Raw genomic sequence first — 17583 nt, 5'->3', positions numbered from 1 at the left:
TTAGCTTGTTTTCCAATAGCGATGAGAATGAACGGCTTCAGGTGCATAATCATAAATTTCTCTTCCCGGCGTATATGATAGAGAGGGTATCGGGAGGGGGAATTTTATGGCTCGAGAGAAAACAATTTTTTCATTTCTCGAAGGTCTGACCACGGAGGATACATTTGCGGTTTTAGGGAATGCCCAAAAATTTAAAACTCACAAACATGCCTGGAAAGCTTGGCGGGCACTAAAAGAATTTGGCTGTTCAGCTTATCCTGTCGCTGAAGATTTGCAGCGAATTGATGGGAGCAAAGTATATTCGAGTGTCCAAGAACTAAAGGATAAAATAACGGTCATCGTACCTTGTTTGTTACCAGAAGAAATGCCATCACTACTCACGGAGGCCTCGTTTGCCGGAGTAAAAAAGATTTGGTTTCAAGAGCAGACATGGAGTCAAGGTTTTAAAGAGGGATGCGAGAAAATGGGAATTCAAGTCTTCCGAGGATGTGTCCTGCGGCATAAAAAATATCCTGCACTGAGTCTTTGTTATTTGAATCCTTGTTACTGGCATGGTTTAAAGGATTCGAAAGTTCCTTCGAAACGTTATTAAAATAGTGAACTCGTTCAACTAAAGCTGAGGAACCAATCCCCTCTGCAGAAGCGGGAGTCCTACGATTGGATAAACAAAAATAATAAACAGGAATTTTTAAAGCCTTTGGGATATCAAGCCTAAAGGCTTTTGCCATTTTGTGCGTCATTAGCCTTTGCAAGCTTTTTAGGTTTTTAGTAATACATATTTTAATGCTGCTTTCCATTCTCATTACAATATAATTTCTCTTTTCGGGAATAATAACATCAAATTTAATGAGGAGGAGTCAAGATGAGAAAAGGATTAGCAGTTGTTCTTGCTTTCATGCTTGTACTAGGTAATATAGCCTTTGCTAATGTTCCTTCTGTAATGGGAGCGGAAATTGAAACGGAGGCCGCGAGTGCTGTATTGATGGATGCTGCATCAGGACGAGTTCTTTATGAAAAAGATATGCATAAAGAATTGCCTCCGGCAAGCGTCACCAAGCTAATGACCTTGTTAGTGGCTGCAGAGGCTGTCGAATCTGGGAAGGTTAAACTAACGGATAAAGTTACGGCAAGCGAGAATGCCTGTAAGCTAGGCGGGTCACAAATTTATCTTGAACCTGGAGAGACCTTTACCTTGGAACAAATGTTAATTGCCATTGCTGTTGGTTCAGCAAATGACGGTTGTGTCGCTGTAGCAGAACATATTGACGGAACTCATGAAGCCTTCGTTGAGGAGATGAATCGCAAAGCTCAAGCATTAGGTTTGAAAAACACTCATTTCGCCAATGCCTATGGATTACCCGCTGAAGGTCATTATACCAGTGCCTATGATTTAGCCGTAATTGCCAGAGAAACTCTTAAATATCCTTTGATTCGAAAATTAACAAGTATCAAAGAATATGATTTGCGTGATGGAAAATTTAAATTATGGAATACGAATAAACTTCTCTGGTGGTATCCAGGAACGGATGGCTTTAAAACCGGTTGGACCAATGAAGCCAAATATTGTCTGGCGTCCACGGTTGAGAGAGATGGGCTGCGCTTAATTTGTGTCGTAATGGGGGTGCCTCAGGTTAGGGGGCATTTCGCGGAATCAATGAAAATCTATAATTATGGCTTTGCCAAATATCAATTTAAAACCTTTGCTCCAACGGGTCAAAAAGAGGGAGTTGTTAAAGTTGCCAAAGGAAAAGAAGATACTGTAAATGCAGTCACAGAGAAGGCCTTTGGCGCTACTATTGAAAAAGGAAATGATAAAAATTTCTGGGTCGAAACGAAGCTCAACCCAGAAATAAGTGCTCCTATTAAAAAAGGACAAAAACTTGGCGAAATTCTCTTATATCGGAATGATGTTTTACAAAGCAGCGTAAATCTTATCGCCGATCATTCTGTGGAAAAAGCAAGCTTAGCCGAACAGATAACACGTACTCTTAAAGGTGTTATCGGATATTAGCCTGGGTTCTTCTGGGCTCCTTTTTCGAAGCTGTTTCTCAGTCTGAATCAAGGGCAAGGGGTATGGTCAGAGCGTTCATCAATTTTGGATAATTCGCGGATTCTCATGAGGGCCGCTCTCTCAATTCTGGAGATTTGAACTTGTGAGAGATTCAGGATCGCAGCGATTTGACTTTGAGTTTTATCTTCAAAAAATCGCATTAAAAGAACATTTTTTTCTCGTTCAGGCAGTTTATCCAAAACCTCATTCAAGGCAATTTTATCAAACCAACCAGGGTCTGCACCTTTTTCTGTTGAAAGTTGATCAAGCACATAGATGGGATCGGAATCATCCTGGTAAAGTGTATCATAGATGGATGTAGGGCTTTGTATAGCCTCCAAAGCCGCAACAATCTCCTCTCGATCAACTCCGATATTGGCGGCAATTTCTCCGATTGTCGCCTCCCGGCCTAAGCCGGAAGAAAGTTCATCCCGCGCACGATTAACTTTATAGACCAATTCTTTGTAAGACCGAGGAACTTTTAAAGGATGATCATCGCGAAGAAAACGTCTGATTTCTCCAATAATCATTGGCACCGCGTAGGTAGAGAATTTGACACCATAGGAAAAGTCAAATTTATCAATTGCTTTAATTAGACCAATGGTACCAATTTGAAAAAGATCTTCAAGTTCGTAACCTCTATGGGCAAAACGCTGAACAAGGTTAAATATAAGTTTCAAGTTGCAATTGATTAACCGTTCTCTTGCTTCCGTATCTCCGTCCTTAGCAGCATGAAGATTCTCCATCATCTCTTCATCAGAGAGAAGGGGAAAATGAGGAAGATTCATATCCGTTAGTCGTTGAATCATGTCCGGCCCCCCTAATGAGAAGCATTGGAGGTTTGTTTCAGCTGCTTCTTCATGGTTACAGTAGTTCCGATGTCAACAGTTGAGTCAACCTGCAGGTCATCCATAAATGACTGCATAAAGACGAAGCCCAGCCCCATGCGTTCCGGATCAGTGCTAAAGGCGGGCTGCATGGCTTGCTCAACATTAGAAATCCCACAGCCTTCGTCCTTAACAACAATCTTAAGGGCGTCATCCATTATTTCTAATTCGAGAAAGACAATATGATTAGCTTTGTTGCGGTAACCATGGATGATGGCATTGGAAACTGCTTCAGAAACTGCGACTTTAAGTTCTTCAATGTCATTAAGAGGCAGATCTAATTGAGCTCCGACAGAAGCTATGAGCAACCGCGCAATTCCTACATTTTCAGCGATGCTCGAAAATGAAAGGGCTAATTGATTTGATTTCATTTATGCTCTCCTTCCTTCCTCATAGGCATGGGTCTCATCATCATAAAAGTTAATAATTTTCGGTAAGCCTGAAAGTTCCATGATTTTATAAACATTCGGAGGTACATTGGTAATTTTTAGTTTTCCACCTAAGGAGAGTAACTTTTTATATCGGCCTAAAATAACACCTAATCCGGAACTATCGATGAATTGAACGTTTTGAAGATTGAGAATTACTGTACGAATCCCCCTTTTCTCAATTTCTATGTCTATGGCTTGCCTTACAAGATCTGATGTGTGCATATCCAGTTCTCCGTCTAAACGTAAGAACAGGGTAAGGCGCTCTATCTTTTTTTCAAGGTTCAAGACCATCCCCCCTAAAATGTGTTCAAAAGGCACAAGCCTCATTGGGAAACTATAGTGAAATTAAAGGTGAAGTATGTTTTCGCTTAATAACCATAATTTTCCTGCATGCTTTTTAAAGAATTCTTGGCAAGCTCTGTCGAAATATCTGCATAAAAATGGAAATAATAAGTATAATTTATACTGTTTTCATTAATAATACAAATTAGTCTATAAAGGGAGGGAGCTGAATGCCTAATCAAACGCTGCGCAAACCCGCCATTTCAATCTCACCTGAAGAATACAAAGCACTAGCGCAAAAATACACTCCTAAACCAACGCTTACTAAGAATATTTTAAGGGCTTTTTTGGTTGGCGGTCTGATTTGTGCTTTGGGACAAGTGATTATAAATATTTTTTCCGGGATTGGGTTAACTCCAAAAGAGGCCTCAAATGCTGCCACTGCTGCGATGATTTTCTTAGGTTCCCTGCTCACTGGGCTTGGAGTTTATGATGAGATTGGAAAATTTGGGGGAGCCGGCTCAATTATTCCTGTCACAGGTTTTGCCAATTCCATTGTTTCACCGGCGATGGAATTCAAACGCGAAGGATACGTTCAGGGAGTGGGGGCGAAGTTGTTTACCGTTGCAGGTCCTGTCCTCGTATATGGTATTGCCGCCTCCATCATTATTGGCGTTCTAGCTTATTTCTTGCATTAAGACAAGAGGATTAATTGCTCTACGAAGATTTGGGATTATGGACATGAGTGAATGAATGGGGATGAACATATGACATGGGTTTAAAAAGAGCGGGTAATCAGACGGTGCTGTTTGACAATCCGCCGGTTATTTTATCGTCTTATGCCGTCGTTGGGCCGAAAGAAGGAAAAGGCCCCCTTGGCAAAACCTTTAACTCAATTTGGCAGGATCAACTGAACGGTGAAAAAACTTGGGAATTAGCAGAGAGCAAGATGCTTCAAGAAGCCTTGCAAGGGAGCATCAGTCAAGCAGGGATAGGAAAAGAACAAATTGACTTTATGTTGGCCGGCGACTTACTGAATCAGATTGTTTCTTCGAATTTTGCTGCTCGGCTAATGGCCTTACCCTTCATTGGAGTTTATGGAGCATGTTCTACCATGGCCTTAAGTTTGGCCTTGGGCAGTATGATGATTGATGGCGGATTTGCCGAGCACGTGCTTGTGGGAGTCTCAAGTCATCATGACACGGCAGAGCGCCAATTTCGTGCCCCAACTGAACAGGGGACACAAAGGGCCATGAGTGCTCAATGGACCGTTACCGGAGCGGGAAGTGTTCTCCTGGGCAAAAAGGGAGCTGGACCAAAAATCACTTCAGCAACGATTGGAAGAGTTATTGATTATGGAGAGACCGATGCCAGCAATATGGGTTCCGCAATGGCTCCGGCAGTCGCTGATACGATTCTTAATCATTTTCATGATTTGCAGTGTACAGGGCAGGATTATGATCACATAGCTTCCGGGGATTTAGGAACCGTTGGTCTAGCTCTGGCCAGTGAGGTTCTCAAACAAAGCGGTGTTGATACGGGGACGGAATTTACAGATTGCGGCGTCAGGATTTTTGATTCCACTCAGGATGTCCATGCCGGCGGCAGCGGATGTGCTTGTTCTGCCGTTGTTTTTGCCGGTGATTTAATGCAGAAGTTAAGGGCTAGAGCCTTGAAACGTGTTTTGCTTATAGGAAGCGGGGCTTTACACAGTCCCACTTCAGCGCTGCAGGGCGAATCGATCCCAGGGATAGGTCATGCCGTTGCTATTGAAGCATGAAAGGAGTCTTCTGATGTTTCATTTGATATTTCCAGCCTTTATCGTTGGCGGACTGATCTGTGTTATCGGGCAGTTAATGATGGATTTAACGAAACCATCTTTTACACCTGCTCATGTCTTGGTATCGTTTGTCACAGGGGGAGCTGTCTTGGGAGCTTTAGGTGTATATGAACCTCTCGTTAAGTTTGCCGGAGCCGGGGCGACGATCCCTTTATCTGGCTTTGGCTATAGTTTAGCTCAAGGCGCTATTGAGGGTGTAGGCAAACGGGGTCTGTTAGGAGCTTTGTCAGGCGGCGTCGAGGCAACGGCGGTCGGAATCGCTGCTGCAGTATTTTTCGGTTATTTGATGTCTGTGACCTTTAACCCCAAGGGATAAGCCCTTGTCTTTTGGCCTAGAAAAATATCCGGATAAAGGGAGGTTAGCATGAGCAATAATTCAAGTGAAAAAAACGTTCCTGTCAGTAAAAATTACCAGGAAAATGTAGATTACTTAAATAAGGAATTAGGAGTACCGGATAGTTTTGACGTTGTTGTTCGGGAAATGTCGATTGGCGGTAAAAAAATAGCGATTTATTCCATTAACGGTATGGTTGACACTCACGTTGCTAGTTATATTCTGGATGCCTTAATTGACTTGGAACGCTCTGATCTTATCGTTAATGCCCTGGACAAATTGGTGAAAGGCCGAATTGTTGATTTACAAGTTACAGAAGTTGAAACAATGGACAAGGTGTTCTATTTTGTTTTGTCGGGTCCCATGGCAATTTTTGTTGAAGGACAAGAAAAGGCAATTATCGTAGATTTGAGGACTTATCCTGCCCGTCAGCCCCAGGAACCGGATATCGAACGTGTTACTCGAGGATCACGTGATGGATTTGTTGAGACACTGGTGATGAACACTGCCTTAATTCGCAGGCGTTTGCGTGACCCCAAACTGCGCATGAAATTGGTGCAGGTTGGAGGAAGATCAAAAACCGATGTCTGCATTGCCTATATCGAGGATATTACCAATCCGGAGATGGTTCGAAAAATCCAAGAAGATCTGCAGGCAATTAAAATTGATGGGATTCCTATGGCCGAAAAAAGCGTTGAAGAATTTATTCTCGGGAGTAAGTTCTGGAATCCTTATCCCCGGGTCAGATATACAGAACGCCCGGATGTGGCAGCTATTCATTTACTGGAAGGGCACGTTGTTATTCTTGTCGATACGTCTCCATCGGTTATTATGGCGCCAGCAACTTTTTGGAGTCATCTCCAGCATGCAGAAGAATATCGCCAAGAACCCATTGTAGGTGCCTATCTTCGCTGGATACGATTTGCCGGGATATTTGCAGCTTTATTTCTCCTACCGCTTTGGCTGGGAGCAGCTCTAAACCCTCAATTACTTCCCAAAGGACTTCAGTTTATAGGAGTTTCTAAGCCGGCAAAAATTGGTCTATTTCCCCAAGTGTTATTTGCCGAATTTGGCGTGGATCTTTTGCGGATGGCCGCTGTGCACACTCCGGCTCCCTTAGCGACGGCCTTAGGATTGATTGCCGCCTTTATGCTTGGAGATATTGCTGTTAAAGTGGGGATGTTTTCTCCGGAGGTAATTCTCTACGTTGCCGTAGCGACAGTGGCTACTTTTGCAACTCCGAGTTTCGAGCTGGGTTTAGCCAATCGGTTGGCGCGTTTATTCATTATTGTTCTGACAGGTCTCTTTAATTTTTGGGGTTTTTTGGCCGGAACAATACTTGTTATCTTTCTCCTCTGGAGAACCAGATCCTTCGGTGTCCCTTATCTCTGGCCTCTGCTGCCCTTGAATTTCAAAGCTATGGGCACCGTTTTGGTTCGGTCGCCGGTTCCTATTAAGAACACACGTCCAAGTATCTTAAAACCTCAGGATCCAATCAGGCAGCCGGAGGGTAAAACAAAAAAATGATTAGAGAAAGGATGCCAAGAGAGTGAAAATTGGGTTTCCGCGTGCTCTTTTTTATTTTGATTATTTTCCTTTTTGGGCTGGCTTTTTTTATCATCTTGGCATAGAGGTGGAAACATCGCCTCCGACTCATCGTCAAATTATGGAGGACGGCCTTAAGAAAACCAGCGACGAAACGTGTTTGCCGCTAAAGCTTTTAGCTGGGCATATTCAGGCCCTAAAGGATGTTGATGCCATTTTTCTGCCTCGAATGGTGAGCATGGAAGAAAATACTTACAACTGCCCCAAGTTTCTTGGAATTCCTGAAAGTCTTCTTTCTGCAGTTCCCCCCGAGATTCCTGTTTTAAGCGCAGTGATCAATTGGCGAAAGGGTCAGCGTCAAGTTCTTAAAGATTTGCGAGTTTTGGGAATGCAGCTTGGCAAAAGCGGGGCAGAGATCCATAGAGCGTTTCTGGAGGGGCATGAATGGCAGCAGCATTACCAGGACTCCCGAGGGCGAAAATGGGATTTTGAAGAAAAAATGCGGGAAATAGAGTATGTAACGAGACAGACACAAAAAATAAAACCTGAAAATTTCTCGATGCAGGTCAGCGAAAACCATCAGAATTGCCAAAAGGACTTAAAAATCACCTTAATTGGCCATTCCTATCTTGTCCAGGAATGCTATGCCAATCTAAATCTTCTCCAACGTCTGAGAGAACATGCGGAAGTAAATCTTATCCAACATGTTGAACGAGAAGACGTTGAAGCGCATCTTTCGGGATTACGTAAGAAGCTTTTTTGGAGCCATGCTAAACAAATTTATGGTGCAGGGAATAAATTTGTCGAAGATCCTACGATTGACGGGATTATTTATTTAACTTGCTTCGGCTGTGGTACCGATTCGATGGTCCAAGAATTGCTAGCCCAAAAAGTTAGGAAGCACCATAAGCCTTATATGGTGATAACCCTTGATGAACATACCGGTGAAGCGGGATTAGTAACTCGCCTGGAAGCCTTTCTGGATATGGTTGAAAGGAGGAAGGTTCGTGAAGGTTACGTTTCCGCATATGGGGAATGCTTGGATAGTCATTCAAACACTCTTTGAATCTCTAAACATTGAGGTTGTTGTCCCTCCTCAGAACAGCAAACAGACTTTAACCTTAGGCTCAAAATTAGCCCCCGAAGCTGCCTGCCTGCCTTTGAAATTAAATCTCGGCAATTATATTGAAGCAGTTCGAGAGGGCGCCGATACCATTGTTATTACCGGGGGAATTGGCCCTTGCCGCTTTGGCTATTATGGAGAGATTGAACGGCAAATCCTCAGAGAAGCGGGGTATCATTTTGATGTCGTGACCCTAGAGCCGCCGGATGGCAGTCTAAGGGGACTGGCGCAGCGAATTCGCTATTTAGCCGGAAAGAAAAATTCTTGGGCTTCAATCCTTAAAGCTCTGCGCTTTGCTTACCTTAAATGTGTTGCTCTGGATCAAGTTGAGGATATGATCCATGCCGCTAGACCAAGGCTGTCTGATTCTCATGAAACGGAAAGGCTTTATGAGGAAGGTAAAAATCGCTTGGCTCAGGCTATGACCGTTAAAGGAATTCGAGATTCGGTATGTTCAATACGCCAAAGTTTGCGTGATCATCAAATGGCTGGTATTAAGAATGCCGATAAGTTTCATAAGCCTTTGCGTATTGGAATTATCGGAGAAATATACACGATTTTAGATCCCTTTACCTCCGTGGGAATAGAGGCAGAATTAGGACGTCTGGGAGTAGAAGTAGATCGGTCAATTTATCTTTCAGGGTGGGTAGGAAATCATATTTTTCAAGGACTTGCTCCTGGTTACCGTTCAATTCGTTCCTATCCAAGTCATGCTAAACCTTTTTTGTCTCATTTTGTTGGAGGGCATGGGCAAGAGACTGTCGGAGCTGCAGTAAAATTCGCGAGGGAAGGTTTTGACGGGATTATTCAGATTTTTCCTCTTTCATGTATGCCTGAGATCGTGGCAGCCAGCGTATTGCCAAGAGTCCAAGAAACCTATCAAGTCCCCATTATGACGCTTATCGTTGACGAGCATACTGGGCACGCTGGAATACAAACACGTTTGGAGGCCTTTGTGGATTTATTGGAAAGACCCAGCCTCAAAGGCATTTCAGAAACTTCTAGGGAGGGTGTGTCGCTTGTTGGGGAACGATAACTATTATTTAGGCGCTGATGTAGGATCGGTCAGTACAAATTTAGTGTTACTCAGTGAAAAAAATGAAGTGGCTTTAACTCTATATCTGCGAACTCAAGGACGGCCTATGCAAACTATTCAGGAAGGAATTAAGGTTTTGAGGTCAAAGATTGGAAAATCTGCCAAAATAATCGGGGTAGGGACAACTGGCAGTGCTCGTCAGCTAGCGGCAACGTTATTGGGCGCGGATGTCATTAAAAATGAAATTACTGCTCACGCAGTAGCCGCTTCCAGAGTTAATCCTTCAGTTCAGACCATTCTGGAAATCGGAGGTCAAGATTCTAAAATTATTATCCTTCGTGATGGGGTTGTTTCTGATTTTGCCATGAATACGGTCTGTGCTGCAGGAACCGGATCATTTCTTGATCAGCAAGCAGCCAGACTTGGTATACCCATAGAGGAGTTTGGTCATCTAGCCCTTGAAGCCGCAAGTCCCGTCAAAATTGCTGGAAGGTGTTCAGTCTTTGCAGAATCGGATATGATTCACAAACAGCAGCTGGGACATGCACTGCCGGATATTTTGGCCGGACTCTGCCAAGCGATGGTTCGCAATTATTTAAATAATGTTGGCAAGAACAAGGATATACGAGGCCCAATTTTCTTCCAAGGAGGTGTGGCTGCCAATCCTGGTATTCGCAAAGCCTTTGAAGAGGAGCTTGGCCAACCCATTATAGTTCCTGAACATTTTGGTGTGATGGGCGCTCTGGGTGCTGCTTATTTAGCTCAGGAAAAGGTAGGAAGGCAATCAGAATTACGGACAAGGTTCCGAGGGTTACAATTGGGTGATATCCAGTTTAATGCTCGAAGTTTTGAATGTTCCGGTTGTGCCAATCGCTGTGAAGTTGTTGAGATTCTGCAAGAAGGATCAATCTTGGCACGATGGGGAGATCGCTGCGGAAAATGGGCCAACGCCGTTGGCAAGGGTACCTACAAGGGCAAATCACAAGAAGGTGAGCAACAAGGAGCATAAAAGAAAAGAATCGGAATATTTCTGGGAAAAAATTCCCAGAGGAAAAAATAATTTTTGACCATTTCCCATTAGAAGTTTGGTATACTAAAAAAAATTTCATATGCCTCATCTCTTTGGAGGTGTGGTAGAGGCGCGAATGACATAAGTACTATGGAGAAGGTTGCGGCAACTGATGAGACCATAGAAAAGGGGATTTCGCCGAAGCACAAAAAGCAGCGTAATTTTTGTTGCTGGTCCTATAGTCAACAACTGTGGGACTGTCATACGATAGTTTTATTAAAACTATCGTATGGAGAACTACTCCCAACAGGAGAAGAGGGTCAATGTTTACGTGCAGTCGTACGGCAACAGAGGACCTCCTTCTGTTGCCGTTTATATTTTATTAAGTAGAGAAGGTAAAGTAATAGGAGGAAGAGAATATGAGACTGCACGGTACACAACGAGTTAATGAACAGGGGCATTTGGAAATTGGTGGGTGTGACACCGTTTCATTGGCACAGGAATTTGGCACACCTCTTTATATTATGGATGAGGCCCATATTAGGGAAATATGCAGACAATATTATCTATCCTTTATCCAAGGGATGAAAAATGCCGAGGTGATATATGCTTCTAAAGCGTTTTCCACTCTGGCTATGTGTCGAATCGTCAACCAAGAGGGATTGGGGCTGGATGTTGTCTCAGGCGGAGAACTGCATACTGCTCTGCAGGCGAAATTCCCTGCTGAGCGTATCTACTTTCATGGTAATAACAAATCGGCAGAGGAATTGGCAATGGCCATTAAGGCCGGCGTTGGGCGTATTGTTGTCGATAATTTTTATGAAATGAGTCTTCTCAACGAATTGGCTGAAGAAATGCATGAATCGGTCAGCATACTTCTGCGCGTGACCCCTGGCATTGAAGCCCATACCCATGAATACATTCAGACAGGACAAATCGACTCCAAGTTTGGCTTCACCCTTGTGAACGGAACCGCTGATCGAGCTTTGGATTTGGCATTATCCTCTTCGAACCTTGTTGTCAAAGGAATCCATGCCCATATTGGGTCGCAAATATTTGAATTGGAGTCCTTTAGTCACGAAGTTCACATAATGATTCAGTACATGGCAGATATTCACAAACGGACGGGATACCTGTTAGAGGAGTTAAACTTAGGCGGAGGATTTGGAATTTACTACGCTTCAGGTGATGAACCTGCCCGGATTGAGGACTATGCCAAAACCGTGCAAAATGCTCTTGAAAATGCCTGTCAAAATTATCAATTTCCAACTCCTAAAATTATCATTGAACCCGGACGTTCTATTGTCGGAACGGCGGGTACTACCCTCTATACGGTTGGGTCAATTAAAGAAATTCCCGGAATACGTAAATATGTTGCTGTTGACGGAGGAATGGCTGATAACCCGCGTCCCGCTCTCTATCAGGCACGCTATGAAGCTGTCTTGGCTAATCGTGCCGGTGAAGAGACTGCTGAGGAGGTTTCAATCACAGGGAAGTGTTGTGAATCCGGCGATATGTTAATTTGGGATATTAATCTGCCTAAAGTTGAATCAGGTGACCTATTAGCGGTATCTTGTACCGGAGCTTATAATTACTCGATGTCTTCCAATTACAATCGCCTTGCCCGCCCTGCTGTTGTTTTAGTTGAAGGCGGCAAGGGTGATGTGATTGTAAAACGTGAAACATATAGTGATTTGTTGAGAAATGATGTTCTCCCTGAACGTTTAACCCACTTGCCTATAGCCAGCCGCTAGGATTGAAGAAAGGATCCGTGTACGTTAATTCGTATCCGGGTCCTTATTTATTAATATCTCTTTTGAGGTCGGACTAGAGTTAAATCAAGGGCAACTAAAATAAGAATGGCAATTAAAATTAGGGTCAGACCGTTGGGAGAAACGCGCCTTGAGTAAATGTTGTCAGGAATTAGAACCGGGGGATAGCCTAAAGGTAATGGCGGTATGCTTCCTAGTATAGGAGGCCTGTAAGGATAAGATTGATAGTAAGAGGGTGAAGATGTTGGAAGGGGGAAAGCGGGTTGGGTGTTGATGGAATAAGGTGAATAATTTTGTTGACCCAAATAGTGGTTACGATTTAAGATGAGATTGTTTTGATGAAAGAGTAAGGGGGCCCTTGTTACAGGTCCATAGATACGGGCGTTGCCAGGGTTCAATTCTGTTCCCCCTTTCCGATAAATTCACCCGTTGTGATTGTTTTTAATCAGGTATGCTGGGGTGTGACATGAAGTGTCACACCCCTCTTTTATTCTTGGGATTGCGAAGGGGTAAGATTATTTTGGTCTTCAAAATGATGGCTGCCTTTATGGAAAAGTCGAACCGATTCATGTTCTGGAGACCAAGCTTCATTTTCGTAGAGGAACTCCGGAGGTGCTGACTGAACGTGTAACAATTTACTCATAACACTCCCTGATGCTTTTGACTGATAATCATTGGCTTGTGGTTCTTCTTCCAATGTTGTATTTGCGGGCATCTCCGGTGAAGCACTCTCGTCTGAAGCTGAAGCAGAAGAAAGGGATCTGAAAAATAGTCGTTTTAGAATTACCATAACTATACACCTCTCAATGGCATTATATGTATTTGTTTGGTTAATGTACCAAGGGTACTGGGTTTAATTCTATAAATTTCTAAATATTACATTTTACTTAAAGAATATTTCCAAGGAGTTTGTTTGATCCTAGGAAGTAGAATATATAATGTTTTGTGAGGTGGACTCGGGTGCAGAGAAAAACATTCGGATTATTATTCCGAGTCTGCAAAGGATATTGCCTGCTTTTTTTGTTTGGAATAGTTCTCGGAGCAAGTTTTGTTTTAGGTCCGTTATTTTTTAGTCATATTTCTAATGAACAACGGCCTCTGCAGGCAGCAGAACCCAAAGAAAGCAATTCCTTGTTAGAAAAAAACAATCAAGATTTTATCCCACAAGACGCTCAAGATCAGCCAGATTCGAAGTCTACATCGGATTTAAGTCCCAATTTTAACCCTGACTTAAACTCTTCACCTCAGGTATCGTCCTCTCTAACCGGTAACCGGATGACGATCCTTTTAGTGGGAGTGGATCGCCGTCCTAATGAAAAATCGTTAAGTAATACGGATACTCTCATTGTAGCCAGCGTCGATATACAGAACGGGAAAGTTGCTCTCGTTTCGATACCTCGCGATACCCAAGTCGTTATCCCAGGCCACGGTATGAATAAGATTAACGCAGCGGCTCGAATCGGCAATGGACTTAAGACAACGTCAAATATCATTGAGAAGTTAATTGCCCAAAGAATTGATGGTTATGTACTGACGAATTTCACGGGATTTAAGGATATTATAAATACTTTGGGAGGCATCACAGTCAATGTTGAAAAGGATATGTATTATGTAACTGGGGACAAAACAGATGGACTTATTAATCTCAAGAAGGGGATTCAGCGCTTAAATGGGAACCAGGCTTTACAATATGCCAGGTTTCGTCAGGATGCTTTAGCCGATATTTCAAGGACCTCGCGTCAACAGACTGTCTTGAAAGCATTAGGGAAGGAATTCTTTCAAGTTCAGACAATTCCCAAGTTACCTCAGTTAATCCCTCAACTTATGAAATCAGTGGAAACCAATCTCTCTATCAGCCAAATATGGGCTTTATCCAATGTTCTACTTCGTACCGGAACCCCAAAAATATCTTCACAGACTTTACCGGGAGACTTTTTAACAGAAGATGGAATTAGCTATTGGAAAGTTGATCCCCAGAGAGCCCAGGCTGTTATTCGACGCTTATTTATAGAAGGAAAGACATCCTCCGTATTTTTTAAATAAGGAGGGATGTTGATTAATTATTGAAAAGAGCCGACTAAGGAAAATCTTGTGATTTTCGCCGAATGGAGATATACTATTTAAGTTATTAGAAGGCGAATAATTTGGAGGGTGAACATTGGAGAAGCTATTTGATAAGTTGAAAGAATACTTACACATGGATACAGAAATATCTTTTGAAGAATTTACGGAGTATTATCGGAATTTGATCGCCGAACTAAATCAAACCTTTAACGACCTGGACAAGGATAATCGTCTTAAAGCACTTTATATTTGTTCTATAGTTCAGTCCAATGCTGATGCAAGGACTAAAACAAATAAATCAAATGCGAAAGTTTATAAAAAAATTAGTGCTAAATGTGCCTTTTGGGCTGATGCGATAAAATTCCATTTGGGCAAAGACGGACTTTCTGCCGAAGAAATTGAGAAAGCTACTGAAGAAATTAATAACAGCATTTAAGGAAATTATAATTTCAAGTATTAAAAAACTCCGCATTCCTTACGACTGCGGAGTTTTTTTATCTATTATTGCCATTGGGGCTTAAGCCTATGAATTAAGCAACAAGTTGCTGTTAGTAGTCCATAGATGATATAATTTAATATGAAACTCAAAAATAAAGGATTTAGGGTGTCGATATGGATATCATTTTGGCTCATCGTCAAATCGATTTTGATGCTTTAGCATCAATGGTAGCCGCTCAAAAGCTATATCCAAGCAGTGTTTTGGTTCTGGACGGAAAGCCAAACGTTTATGTTCAGGACTTTTTAGCGTTATCCAAGGATCAGCTGAGGTTTCTTAAATCACAGGAGGTCGACATTAACGACGTTTCTAAGGTTGTTCTGGTGGATACCCATGAATTAAAAAGAGCCGGTATGCTCGGTGAGAAAATATCTAAAACTCCCGGTATAGAAGTGGAAATTTATGATCATCATCCCTACAATGGCCCCATAAAGACTGGGATGTTTATTGATCATGTCGGATCATGTGCAACATTGCTGGTTGAAAAGTTGGCAGGATTTGGCTTACCGTTAAGTGCCTTTGAAGCAACATTAATTGCTATTGGGATTTATGATGATACTGGAAGCTTATTATTTGATAGTACGACGGTACGCGATGTTCGCGCTGTAGCTTATTTGCTTGAACAAGGTGCTAATCTTGGGGTTATCGCTGAATATCTGCGTAAACCTCTTACTGAAGAACAAAAAGAACTTCTTCAGCAATTGCTTGATCACGGCCAGACGGAATTTTTTGATGGCTTGCCTGTTTATCTGGCCTATGCAGAAACGGAAGAATATGTTGGTGGACTTGCCTTGTTGGCTCATCGGGTGGGAGAACTTGAAGGCGCAGATACTTGGTTTCTGTTGGTCAGAATGGATGACAGGGTCTATATTGTTGGCCGTTCCAGAGGCAGAGGACTGCCGGTCAACCGTTTGGTAGAGCCATTTGGGGGAGCAGGACATGATAGAGCTGCTTCGGCAACTATTAAAGACGGTGACCTTGAGTCAATTCTAAAAAAACTGCGCCTTGCCATAAAAAGCCGTGCAACTCGTCCTCATTTAGTGCGGGATATGATGAGTTATCCGGTTAAAACGGTTTCTCAGGACACTCGTTTAGGTGAGGTTGAAAAAATTCTTCTGCGTTATGGTCATACAGGGGTTCCTGTGACTGAGGATAAGACCTTGGTAGGAATCATTTCGCGGCGTGACGTGGAAAAAGCGGTTAGACATGGACTTCAACATGCGCCTGTTAAAGGATTTATGACGAGAAATGTTGTGACTGTGGATTCAAATGCAACTTTAGATGAAGTTCAAAGAGTGATGGTGCAGCATGATATTGGACGGCTGCCGGTTGTTGAAGACGGCGAATTAGTTGGAATTGTTTCCAGATCCGATGTATTGCGTTTAGTGCATGGCGGGGCAGTTCCCTTCGAAACCCAACTCGTGCGCGAACGCAGCATTGCCATGCGCCAGGACATCTTAGATTTGATAGGACGATTGCCCGTTAATGTGCAAGAAATCCTTGAAGCTGTGCGGGATACAGCTCAAGAGGAAGAATGTGCTGTTTATCTTGTAGGAGGGTTTGTCAGAGATTTACTGTTATCAGTTCCTACCCAGGATTTAGACTTTGTCGTTGAGGGTAACGGAGGTCAATTTGCTCAAGTTTTAGTAAAACGTTTGTCAGAAGGAAAACTAACTCAGCACGTGCAATTTGGTACAGCTCAAATTTCCTTTCCTGACGGGGGCCATTTAGATGTGGCAAGTACGCGAGTAGAGTACTATTCTTTTCCTGGTGCCCTTCCTCAAGTGGAAGAGTCCTGCTTGCGTGATGATTTGTTTCGACGCGACTTTACAATCAATTCCATGGCGATCTGTTTGAATTCTGAACGTTTTGGAGAACTCGTTGATTATTATGGCGGCAAGCGGGATTTACAACAAGGAAAAGTCCGTTTTCTACACAATTTGAGTTTTATAGAGGATCCTACCCGAATGCTGCGAGCCATTCGTTTTGCCCGACGTTATAACTTTAAATTAGCCAAAGAAACATTGGAAGCATTATTTACGGCCATCGAGACGGGAGTTCTTTTGAAGCTCAGCGTGGAGCGCTTTACGGAAGAACTGTTTATTATCTTTCACGAGGATAACTATCTGTCAATGTGTCAGACTCTCATACGAAGCGGTTTGTTTCAAGCATGGTTTAGAGAAGATTATAGTTGGAACTTTAATAACGATGATGGGCAGGAGAGTCTTAACTGGCCCATAAACATAAGATGGTTAAGCGGCATTTCTAAAATGAGGCTTGAGGATATTGAGAAAATAATCAGCCGCTTGAGCTTGAGCAAAACGCTGCGTGAAGAAACCCTGATGCTTGTTCATTTGCAAAGAACGCTGCAGGAGACACTGACGTTGAGGGAATTAGATCAAGTATTGAGCAAAGCTCCTAACGGGGTTATCACTGTTTTAGAGCGTGATGAGCGTTTTCATCGATTGATTAAGGACTATCAGGAAGCGGAACATCGGATTCGCATGACCCTTGACGGAAAGGCTCTCTTACAGATGGGGTTCAAAGAAGGACCGGAAATTGGGGGAATTTTAGAGCGGGTACGAACAGCTTGGCTGGAAGGTCAAATTCATTCGCCTGAAGAAGAACAGGAAATTGTTCAACGGTGGATTGAATCCCTACGCTAGAGGAGGTAATTCTTTGTTTGGATTTGATATAACAACAATCATAGCCAA

The 17583-nt window shown here is 42.8% G+C and carries 17 protein-coding genes and 1 riboswitch; of the genes, 13 read left to right on the top strand and 4 right to left on the bottom strand.

Annotated features, from left to right (window positions below):
* Nucleotides 1–106 precede the first annotated feature (106 nt).
* Together DEAC_RS07915 and DEAC_RS07910 are read left to right on the top strand one after the other, a co-directional pair.
* Nucleotides 107–592, top strand: a complete 486-nt coding sequence (locus DEAC_RS07915) for a CoA-binding protein (RefSeq protein ID WP_047809520.1) — start codon at nucleotides 107–109, stop codon at nucleotides 590–592.
* 270 nt (nucleotides 593–862) lie between these two features.
* Nucleotides 863–2011 (top strand): D-alanyl-D-alanine carboxypeptidase family protein, encoded by a 1149-nt coding sequence (locus DEAC_RS07910; RefSeq protein ID WP_047809519.1) that lies wholly within the window; start codon nucleotides 863–865, stop codon nucleotides 2009–2011.
* A gap of 47 nt (nucleotides 2012–2058) precedes the next feature.
* Here the strand turns inward: DEAC_RS07910 and sigF are convergent, their stop codons facing one another.
* The 3 genes from sigF to spoIIAA are packed head-to-tail and all read right to left on the bottom strand — an operon-like array spanning nucleotide 2059 to nucleotide 3653.
* Nucleotides 2059–2859 carry an RNA polymerase sporulation sigma factor SigF gene (gene sigF, locus DEAC_RS07905; protein ID WP_047809518.1) on the bottom strand — a complete coding sequence of 267 codons (801 nt, stop codon included), beginning with the start codon at nucleotides 2857–2859 and terminating at the stop codon, nucleotides 2059–2061.
* An 11-nt stretch (nucleotides 2860–2870) separates the two neighbouring features.
* Nucleotides 2871–3308 (bottom strand): anti-sigma F factor, encoded by a 438-nt coding sequence (spoIIAB, locus tag DEAC_RS07900; protein WP_047809517.1) that lies wholly within the window; start codon nucleotides 3306–3308, stop codon nucleotides 2871–2873.
* Complete coding sequence (gene spoIIAA, locus DEAC_RS07895; RefSeq protein WP_047809516.1) at nucleotides 3309–3653, bottom strand: anti-sigma F factor antagonist; 345 nt, start codon at nucleotides 3651–3653, stop codon at nucleotides 3309–3311. It abuts the gene before it with no gap.
* 227 nt (nucleotides 3654–3880) lie between these two features.
* On the opposite strand from spoIIAA, the gene spoVAC reads away from it, so the two are divergent.
* The 8 genes from spoVAC to lysA all read left to right on the top strand — a co-directional run bounded on the left by spoVAC (nucleotide 3881) and on the right by lysA (nucleotide 12291).
* Complete coding sequence (spoVAC, locus tag DEAC_RS07890) at nucleotides 3881–4348, top strand: stage V sporulation protein AC (protein WP_047809515.1); 468 nt, start codon at nucleotides 3881–3883, stop codon at nucleotides 4346–4348.
* A gap of 74 nt (nucleotides 4349–4422) precedes the next feature.
* The gene (spoVAD, locus tag DEAC_RS07885) at nucleotides 4423–5430 is read left to right on the top strand and encodes a stage V sporulation protein AD (RefSeq protein WP_047809514.1); all 1008 of its coding nucleotides are present in this window, start codon (nucleotides 4423–4425) and stop codon (nucleotides 5428–5430) included.
* A 13-nt stretch (nucleotides 5431–5443) separates the two neighbouring features.
* Complete coding sequence (gene spoVAE, locus DEAC_RS07880) at nucleotides 5444–5806, top strand: stage V sporulation protein AE (protein WP_047809513.1); 363 nt, start codon at nucleotides 5444–5446, stop codon at nucleotides 5804–5806.
* A 48-nt stretch (nucleotides 5807–5854) separates the two neighbouring features.
* Nucleotides 5855–7351, top strand: a complete 1497-nt coding sequence (locus tag DEAC_RS07875; protein ID WP_047809512.1) for a spore germination protein — start codon at nucleotides 5855–5857, stop codon at nucleotides 7349–7351.
* Between the two features lie 22 nt (nucleotides 7352–7373).
* On the top strand, nucleotides 7374–8435 hold the full coding sequence (locus DEAC_RS07870; RefSeq protein ID WP_047809511.1) for an acyl-CoA dehydratase activase-related protein: 1062 nt from the start codon (nucleotides 7374–7376) through the stop codon (nucleotides 8433–8435).
* Nucleotides 8377–9528 (top strand): acyl-CoA dehydratase activase-related protein, encoded by a 1152-nt coding sequence (locus DEAC_RS07865; RefSeq protein WP_047809510.1) that lies wholly within the window; start codon nucleotides 8377–8379, stop codon nucleotides 9526–9528. The genes DEAC_RS07870 and DEAC_RS07865 overlap by 59 nt, the downstream gene beginning before the upstream one ends.
* Nucleotides 9512–10537, top strand: coding sequence for an acyl-CoA dehydratase activase (locus DEAC_RS07860; protein WP_047809509.1), 1026 nt, complete (start codon nucleotides 9512–9514; stop codon nucleotides 10535–10537). The genes DEAC_RS07865 and DEAC_RS07860 overlap by 17 nt, the downstream gene beginning before the upstream one ends.
* A 117-nt stretch (nucleotides 10538–10654) precedes the next feature.
* Nucleotides 10655–10845: riboswitch (Lysine riboswitch) on the top strand.
* A gap of 111 nt (nucleotides 10846–10956) precedes the next feature.
* Nucleotides 10957–12291, top strand: coding sequence for a diaminopimelate decarboxylase (gene lysA / locus DEAC_RS07855; protein ID WP_047809508.1), 1335 nt, complete (start codon nucleotides 10957–10959; stop codon nucleotides 12289–12291).
* Nucleotides 12292–12796: 505 nt separating this feature from the next.
* Here the strand turns inward: lysA and DEAC_RS07845 are convergent.
* The gene (locus tag DEAC_RS07845; RefSeq protein ID WP_047809506.1) at nucleotides 12797–13099 is read right to left on the bottom strand and encodes a hypothetical protein; all 303 of its coding nucleotides are present in this window, start codon (nucleotides 13097–13099) and stop codon (nucleotides 12797–12799) included.
* Nucleotides 13100–13269: 170 nt separating this feature from the next.
* Between DEAC_RS07845 and DEAC_RS07840 the strand changes: the two genes are divergently transcribed.
* From DEAC_RS07840 to DEAC_RS07830, 3 genes are all read left to right on the top strand, one after another.
* On the top strand, nucleotides 13270–14352 hold the full coding sequence (locus DEAC_RS07840) for an LCP family protein (RefSeq protein ID WP_047809505.1): 1083 nt from the start codon (nucleotides 13270–13272) through the stop codon (nucleotides 14350–14352).
* A gap of 115 nt (nucleotides 14353–14467) precedes the next feature.
* The gene (locus tag DEAC_RS07835) at nucleotides 14468–14809 is read left to right on the top strand and encodes a hypothetical protein (protein ID WP_047809504.1); all 342 of its coding nucleotides are present in this window, start codon (nucleotides 14468–14470) and stop codon (nucleotides 14807–14809) included.
* Nucleotides 14810–14985: 176 nt separating this feature from the next.
* Entirely contained in the window at nucleotides 14986–17535 is a 2550-nt protein-coding gene (locus tag DEAC_RS07830) for a CBS domain-containing protein (RefSeq protein ID WP_047809503.1), read from the top strand.
* Nucleotides 17536–17583: the final 48 nt, after the last annotated feature.

The organism is Desulfosporosinus acididurans (genome assembly GCF_001029285.1).
Classification (GTDB): Bacteria; Bacillota; Desulfitobacteriia; order Desulfitobacteriales; family Desulfitobacteriaceae; genus Desulfosporosinus; species Desulfosporosinus acididurans.
Note: the sequence above shows the minus strand (reverse complement) of the source record. Positions and strands in the feature narration are given on the sequence as shown.